This is a genomic window from Allobosea sp. 05T422_2, assembly GCF_056396265.1.
On sequence record NZ_JBFTLD010000302.1, the window covers coordinates 1 to 7492 of the forward strand.

Consider the following 7492-nt stretch of genomic DNA (forward strand, 5'->3'; position numbering starts at 1 on the left):
TGCGAATTGCCGTATCTGACCCCTTGGCGATGCTGCGGATTGTGCTGCCAGTGCGTCACGCGATCGCGGTTGATATTGATGTTGTTGTTGTTCCAGTTGATGTTGCCGCCCCAATAGCCGCCGGTCGCCCAGCGTCCGAGCGCGTAGGCGGTGCCGAAGGCGAGACCGGTCGCAACGACGCCGGCCGCTATGTAGCCCGTGTAGGGAAAGTAGTAGGGCGGATATTCCGGATAGGGCCAGGAGCCGTAGACGACGCTGGGCTCATAGTACGGCACATAGATGGTGTCCGGTGCCGTCGGCGCGATCGCGATGGTCTGCCTTGCGCCCTCCTGCTGCACGGTCACCGTCTGCTGCGTACCCGAGGTGAGCTTCTTGTTCTCGGCAGCCCAGCGCTGGGCCTGTACGACTTCGAGCGGATAGGTCGAGGCCATCAGCACCTGAGCCAGCAGGGTGTCCGGATAGAGCGCCACGGGAGCGAGGAGCGCGTCGAGCTGCGCTGTCGCGAGCAGGGCCTGATCGACCGGCAGGGCCGCGGGCGTCACTGCCGCGCCCGGCGAAGGAGCGKGCGCCTGCGCTTGTGCGAAGGATTGAAGGGGGGGCGCCAAGGCCAACACGCCCGCCAGCACGAACTGGAGAATCATCGCACGCTCCCGATTTCCGCTCCTTCGGGGCGCTCGCACCTCGGAAGGGCATGCTGCCGGAATGTCGAGACCAGTATCAGGACAGCCCCGGATACCGAATTCGAGCCGTTGCTAGCGCAGGTTGCTTGGGGCGGTGCCATGGGTGCGCTCCCACTCTCGCAGCGCCTCGAACGCTTCCTTGTTCGCGCGGCCCTCMTCCATGGCTTTCGTCAATAGGCCGCTCTGCTTCATCATCTKGTTCTCGTAGATGAAATCCCACATGCAGCCATTGATCTTGTTGCATGAGTTCGCTGTTCCGACGGTCTGCGCGGTAGCTGATGCGACAAGAACCGCGGCGGCCATTACGACGGACGCTGCAAGGGTGATCAGCCTGCTCATCATCAAAGCCTCCACGCTCAATTCGCGACTAACCCACGCAGGACATCGCAATGCGTTCCGACCTACCCCGTGAATTCTAGCGAATTCCTGCCAACAAGAACCTGTCCCTAAGGACAATACGCCGACGCCCCCCGATGTGCTGTTCTCAGCCTGGGGTTTTCTGCGCCAGATGGCGCGGGCGCGGCCACGCCCGCAGGCGGTCGCCGACCGKGAGGGATTCGGAAATGTCCAGTGCTGCCAAAGATGCGCGGTCGATCGACCATTTCTTCTCCGCGCCGTCCGGACGCCATGATCGGTGGCGGGACCTTCATTCCATCGCAAGGTCCTGGGCCAAAGGAGACGCAAAGCGGGGCGCCGTCGAGCAGGCCCTCGATGACCTCGGCGTGCTCGAGGAGTTCCATGCCTTTCCCGGCACGGAGCTGATCGCGGCGCTGCGCGAACGTCTCAGGAACGAGGACAAGGCCGGATTTCTCGCTCTTGCGAAGCGCATCTCGGTCGACATCATCACAGGCAACTACAAGCATGACGCAGGCGAACGGCAGGCGGCCGATCTCTCCCTCCCCGAACCCGCGGATCTGCTGCCGCCGGCACTTGGCGAAACCCAGACGCATCGGCCCTATTTCGAACTGCTGATCGTATCGCCCGCGCCGCCCGCCCGATGGCCCCACATCGCCGGCGAGTTCCGCAGGCTGCGACGGCAGGAAGATGCCTTCATCTATGAATCCGTGCTGGTCGGAAGTCTCGAGGACGCTGTCTGCGCCGCGGTGATGAACCCCGACATTGCAGCGGTCGCGATCTATGAGGGCTTCGCGCTGCGCTCTCGCCATGACGCATCGGTGCTGAGAAATGTGCTCGCCACCCAGCAACCCTTGCTGCAGGAGGCGGACGAGGCCGACCTKTCGCTGCGCCTGGCTGCGGGGTTGAAGGCGATCCGGCCGGAACTCGACATCTACCTTCTGTCGGATCGCCGGGTGGAAAAGCTCGCCGGCGATCCCCGCGCAGCCATGATCCGGCGGGTCATGTACCAGATCGAGGAGCCGCTCGAACTCCATCTCTCRCTGCTGGAGGGCATCCAGGCSCGCTTCGAGACMCCCTTCTTCGACAATCTCAAGCGCTATGCGCAAAGACCGATCGCCACCTTCCACGCGCTGCCGATCGCGCGTGGCAAATCTGTTTTCCGCTCGCCCTGGATCCGCGACATGGGGCAGTTCTACGGCATCAACCTCTTCCTGGCGGAGAGCAGCGCGACRACGGGCGGGCTCGACAGCCTGCTGGAGCCCACGGGCAACATCAAACGGGCACAGGACATGGCTGCGAGGGCCTTCGGCGCCGAGCACGTGTTCTTCGTCACCAACGGMACCAGCACCTCGAACAAGATGGTTCTGCAGGCGCTGGTCGCTCCSGGCGATATCGTSATCCTCGACCGCAACTGCCACAAGTCRCAYCATTACGGGCTGGTGCTGAGCGGRGCKCAGCCCTTCTATGTCGAAGCGTTCCCGATGGCGGAATTCTCGATGTATGGCGCGGTCCCGCTGCGCACCATCAAGAAGGCGCTGCTCGACCTGAAGTCCGAAGGTCGGCTCGACCGGGTGAAGATGCTCGATCTCACCAACTGCACCTTCGACGGCCAYATCTACAACACGCGGCGCGTCATGGAGGAATGCCTGGCGATCAAGCCAGACCTGATCTTCCTCTGGGATGAAGCCTGGTTCGGMTTCGCGCGCTGGTCGCCCTTCCTCCGGCCTCGGACCGGCATGGGCGCAGCCGCCGACATCGAAGCCTGGGCGCARACGCCCGGAGCAGTCGAACAGTTCGAGAAACAGCGCGCCGAACTCGGYAATGCGCCTTCAGCCGASAAGCTGCTGCAGACGCGCCTCATTCCCGATCCGCGCGCCATTCGCCTGCGGGTCTATCAGACCAACTCGACCCACAAGTCGATGTCGGCCATCCGCCAGGGCTCCATGGTGCTGGTGAAGGATGTCGATTTCCACACGATCGAGGCCCAGTTCCACGAGGCGATCTTCACCCATGCCTCGACCAGCCCGAACCAGCAGCTGATCGCAAGCCTCGATGTCGCCCGTCGCCAGATGGAGCTCGAAGGCTACGGCCTCGTCATGAACGCCATCGAGATCGCTCTCGACATTCGCCGCGAGATCAACTCGCATCCGCTGATCTCCAAGTATTTCAGCATCGTCGGTGCCGATGGGATGGTGCCCAAGGAGTACCGCTCCAGCGGCTTCGTCGACTTCCTGGCTCCGGGAACGCGCTGGGATGATCAATTGCGCAGCATGCGCGAGGATGAGTTCTGCCTCGACCCCACCCGCATGACCCTGGTCTGCGGCACGGCTGGCTTCGATGGTACCAGCTTCAAGGGCCTGCTTGCCTCCGAATACAACATCCAGCTCAACAAGACCTCGCGAAACTCGGTTCTGCTGCAATCGAACATCAACAACACGCGCAGCGATGTCGCGCTTCTGATCAGCGTGCTCCTGAAGATCTGCAGGAGCATCGATACAAGGCTCAAGCACGGTGGCGAGGCGGAGCAGACGGCCTTCGCAGCGCGCGTCAAGGCGCTGATGAAGGACGTGCCCGATCTGCCGAATTTCAGCCATTTCCACGAAACGTTCCGGCAGGACGCAGGTGACAAGACCCCGGAAGGGGACATCCGCACCGCATTCTTCGCCGCCTATTCCGAGAAGCAGTGCGAGTATGTGCCGATCGACAGCCCYGAATGCGACCGSCGCCTCAAGGACGGGCCGGACATGGTCTCGGCCAATTTCGTGATCCCCTACCCGCCCGGCTTCCCGATCATGGTGCCCGGCCAGGTCATCACGCACGAAACGATCACCTTCATGCGCAAGCTCGATGTGAAGGAGATCCATGGCTACGAGAAGGCCAAGGGCCTGAAACTGCTCAGAACGGACGTGCTCGCCGGGAAGAAGAGCGCCAATCACGAAACAGSCCGCAAGAAACCGCGGGCTKCCTAGGCGCCCTYGCCAGCGAAWGCGCGGCAGYTCKGSGCYGCCAMATAGGGAGATCGGCATGTTCGAATGGTTCGCCAGTACGCTTCGCAGCTATCCGGAGATCGCGCTCTTTCTGTCCCTGGCGATCGGATACTATGTCGGCGGCTTCGCYTATAAGGGMTTCAGCCTCGGGGCGGTCACCTCCACGCTGATCGCGGCCGTCCTCATCGGCCAGCTCGGGATCACGATCTCCCCGAACGTCAAATCGACGTTCTTCCTGATGTTCCTGTTCGCCGTCGGCTACGGCGTTGGCCCGCAATTCGTGCGAGGCATCGCCAAGGACGGCGCGCCCCAGGCGATCTTTGCGGTCGTCGTCACCGTGTTCTGCCTCGCGATACCGGTCATCATCGCAAAGATCGCCGGCTACCATCCGGGCTATGCGGCGGGCCTCTATGCCGGCTCGCAGACGATTTCGGCCTCGATGGGCCTGGCGACCGATGCGATCAATCGCCTCGGTCTCTCGCCGGAACAGACCAAGGAATKSCTCGACGCGATGCCCGTCGCCTATGCGGTGACCTATATCTTCGGCACAGTCGGATCGGCCGTCGTCCTCGCCCAGCTTGGACCCAAGCTTCTCGGCATCGACCTCGTCCAGGCCTGCAAGGACTATGAGGCGCGGCTCGGCGGCGACAAGGAGCTTGGCGGCCCGGGTTCTGTCTGGCGGCGCTTCGAGCTGCGCGCCTTCAAGGTGCGAAGCGGCGCCAGGGTTGTCGGCATGCGCGCAGTCGATGCCGAGGCGCTGGTTCCCGATGCGCGGGTCTTCGTCGAACGCATCCGCCGYAATGGCATCATCGAGGACGCGACCACCGATACCATTCTGCAGGAGGGCGACATCGTCGCCATTGCCGGCCCGCGGGAGGTTCTCGTCAACCTGATCGGCCAGGCCGCCGAAGAGGTCGAAGATGCCGAGCTCCTCGACGTCAAGGCCGAGGGTGTCGACGTCTACGTCACCAGCAAGGATGTCGACGGCAAGACGCTCGCGGAGATTTCGCATATGCCGCAGGCGCGCGGCGTCTTCCTCCGGAAGATCGTGCGGGGCGCGACCGCCACCAGTATCCCGATCCTCGCCAACACCGTGATCCAGCGTGGCGACATCCTGACGATCGTCGGCCGGACCCAGGACATTGCCGCCGTTGGCAAGGTCATCGGCCATCCCGACCGGGCCAGCGACGTCGCCGATGTCGCCTTCATCGGTGCTGCCATCACGCTTGGCGCCCTGGTCGGCGCTCTCGTGTTCAAGGTCGGCGGTGTCCCGCTGACCCTCTCGACAGCCGGCGGCGCGCTGATTTCCGRCCTGGTCTTCGGCTGGCTCCGYTCCGTGCGCCCGCTCTTCGGYCGCATCCCAAGTTCCACCGTCTGGTTCATGAACTCGGTCGGCCTGAACATCTTCATCGCKTGCGTCGGAATTTCCGCCGGCCCCGGCTTCGTCAAGGGGCTGCAGACGCAAGGCCTTGGCCTCTTCCTCTGGGGTGCATTGGCCACCGCGATCCCRCTCATCCTGGCGATGTTCGCCGGCAAATACATATTCCGGTTCGATCCGGCCATYCTGCTCGGGGCCTGTGCCGGCGCCCGCACCACTACGGCAGCGCTCGGCATGATCTGCGAGACCGCAGGAAGCCAGGTTCCGGCTCTGGGCTACACCGTGACCTATGCGGTGGGAAACACCCTTCTGACGATCTGGGGCATGGTGATCATCATGCTGCTGACCTAACGGCGACACGTACTGACGCATTCGTTGCACATGAAGAACATGGGGAAATGCCATGGACCTGGTGAAGTTACGCAGTTTCGCAACCCTCAGCCCGTTCGAGATCAAGGACGAACTGATCCGTCTCGCAAAACAGACCGCGCAGACCTCCTCGATCGCCCTTTTGAATGCCGGCCGCGGCAATCCGAACTGGGTCGCGATGACGCCGCGCGAGGGCTTCTTCCTGCTGGGACAATTTGCGATCACGGAAAGCAGGCGCGTGATGCACAAGGCCGCCGGCATCGGTGGCATGCCCAAGGCCGAGGGTATTGCCGATCGGCTGGAGAGCTGGCTGGCGGATCATAAGGACTCGCCCGGTGCCACCTTCCTCCGAGAGATGGTCGCCTTTGCCATCAATAAGTTCAGCTTCAAACCAGACGCCTTCGTGCACGAGCTTGTCGACTCGATCATTGGCGACAATTATCCGGTGCCTGACCGCATGCTCGTGCATAACGAGCGCATCGTGCATGAATACCTGATGTGGGCGATGTGCGGGGAGCCGCACCCATCCGGCCAGTTCGACCTCTATGCCGTCGAGGGCGGAACGGCAGCGATGTGCTACATCTTCAAGTCGCTGAAGGCCAACCGGCTCCTGAACCCGGGCGACACGATTGCCCTGGCGACCCCTATCTTCACGCCCTATCTCGAAATGCCGCATCTCGAGGATTACGGCCTCAACATCGTTTCGGTGGCCGCGCCTCAGGAAAACCGCTKGCAGTTCACCGACGAGGAACTCAAGAAGCTTGAAGACCCCAAGGTCAAGGCCTTCTTCGTCGTCAATCCGGGCAATCCCTATGCCGTTGCCCTGAGCGAGGAGACGATCGCCAAGATCGTGAAACTGGTCCAGACCAAGCGTCCCGACCTGATCATCCTCACCGACGACGTCTACGGCACCTTCGTCAAGGGTTTCCGTGGCCTGCTCGGCGCGCTCCCGCAGAATACAATCGGGGTCTACTCCTACTCGAAATATTTCGGGTGCACCGGCTGGCGGCTCGGCGTCATCGCCATYCACCGCGACAAYATCYTGGACAAGGCGATCGCGAACCATCCGGAGAAGATCCTGACGGTGCTCGATACCCGCTATGGCCCGATCACGCTCAAGCCGCGCGAACTGAGACTGATCGACCGCATCGTCGCCGACAGCCGCGACATCGCCCTGAATCACACGGCCGGCCTGTCGCTGCCGCAGCAGGTGATGATGACCATGTTCTCGCTGTCCGAGATGATGGACGAGGCCAAGCTCTATCAAAAGACCTGCATGGATATCGTGAAGTCCCGCGTCGACCGGATGATCGAAGGATTGGGCATCGATGTGCCCGACAAYCCCCTGCATGATCGCTATTACGGCCTGATCGATTTCGAGTTCTGGGCGAAYAAATATGTCGGCCCCGAGGTGGTGAGCTAYATGAAGGAGCACGTCCAYCCGCTCGACATCGTCTTCCGCCTCGCCGAGGACCACGGCATCGTGCTCTTGAACGGCGGCGGCTTCCACGCCCCCGATTGGTCGGTGCGCGTCTCCTTCGCCAATCTYGACGACGAGGTCTACAGCCAGATCGGCCGCGCTACCCGCGCGGTGGCGCGTGGCTACCGCCAGGCCTTCGATGCCTACAATCTCGCTCTCGCCAAAAAGCCCTGACGCGCGAGAGCGGCAGGAGTGAAGGTGTGGGCAGGTGATTTCCTGCGTTCGGCAACCATCGGACATT

Annotated in this window: 5 protein-coding genes; 3 read left to right on the forward strand and 2 right to left on the reverse strand. The window is 62.7% G+C overall.

Features of this window, described 5'->3' with window-relative positions; all coding sequences use genetic code 11:
• Nucleotides 1-641: DUF3300 domain-containing protein (locus tag AC1DJT_RS31725; protein WP_476835620.1), on the reverse strand; the 641-nt coding region annotated here is incomplete at its 3' end.
• A 111-nt stretch (nt 642-752) separates the two neighbouring features.
• Nucleotides 753-1019 (reverse strand): hypothetical protein, encoded by a 267-nt coding sequence (locus AC1DJT_RS31730; RefSeq protein ID WP_476835621.1) that lies wholly within the window; start codon nt 1017-1019, stop codon nt 753-755.
• A 224-nt stretch (nt 1020-1243) separates the two neighbouring features.
• Here AC1DJT_RS31730 and AC1DJT_RS31735 point away from each other — a divergent pair, with 224 nt between their 5' ends.
• From AC1DJT_RS31735 to aspD, 3 genes are read left to right on the forward strand one after another with little or no spacing between them, the layout of a single operon-like run.
• Complete coding sequence (locus AC1DJT_RS31735) at nt 1244-4006, forward strand: decarboxylase (protein WP_476835622.1); 2763 nt, start codon at nt 1244-1246, stop codon at nt 4004-4006.
• 55 nt (nt 4007-4061) lie between these two features.
• Nucleotides 4062-5753 carry an aspartate-alanine antiporter gene (aspT, locus tag AC1DJT_RS31740; RefSeq protein WP_476835623.1) on the forward strand — a complete coding sequence of 564 codons (1692 nt, stop codon included), beginning with the start codon at nt 4062-4064 and terminating at the stop codon, nt 5751-5753.
• A gap of 52 nt (nt 5754-5805) precedes the next feature.
• Entirely contained in the window at nt 5806-7425 is a 1620-nt protein-coding gene (aspD, locus tag AC1DJT_RS31745; protein ID WP_476835624.1) for an aspartate 4-decarboxylase, read from the forward strand.
• Nucleotides 7426-7492: the final 67 nt, after the last annotated feature.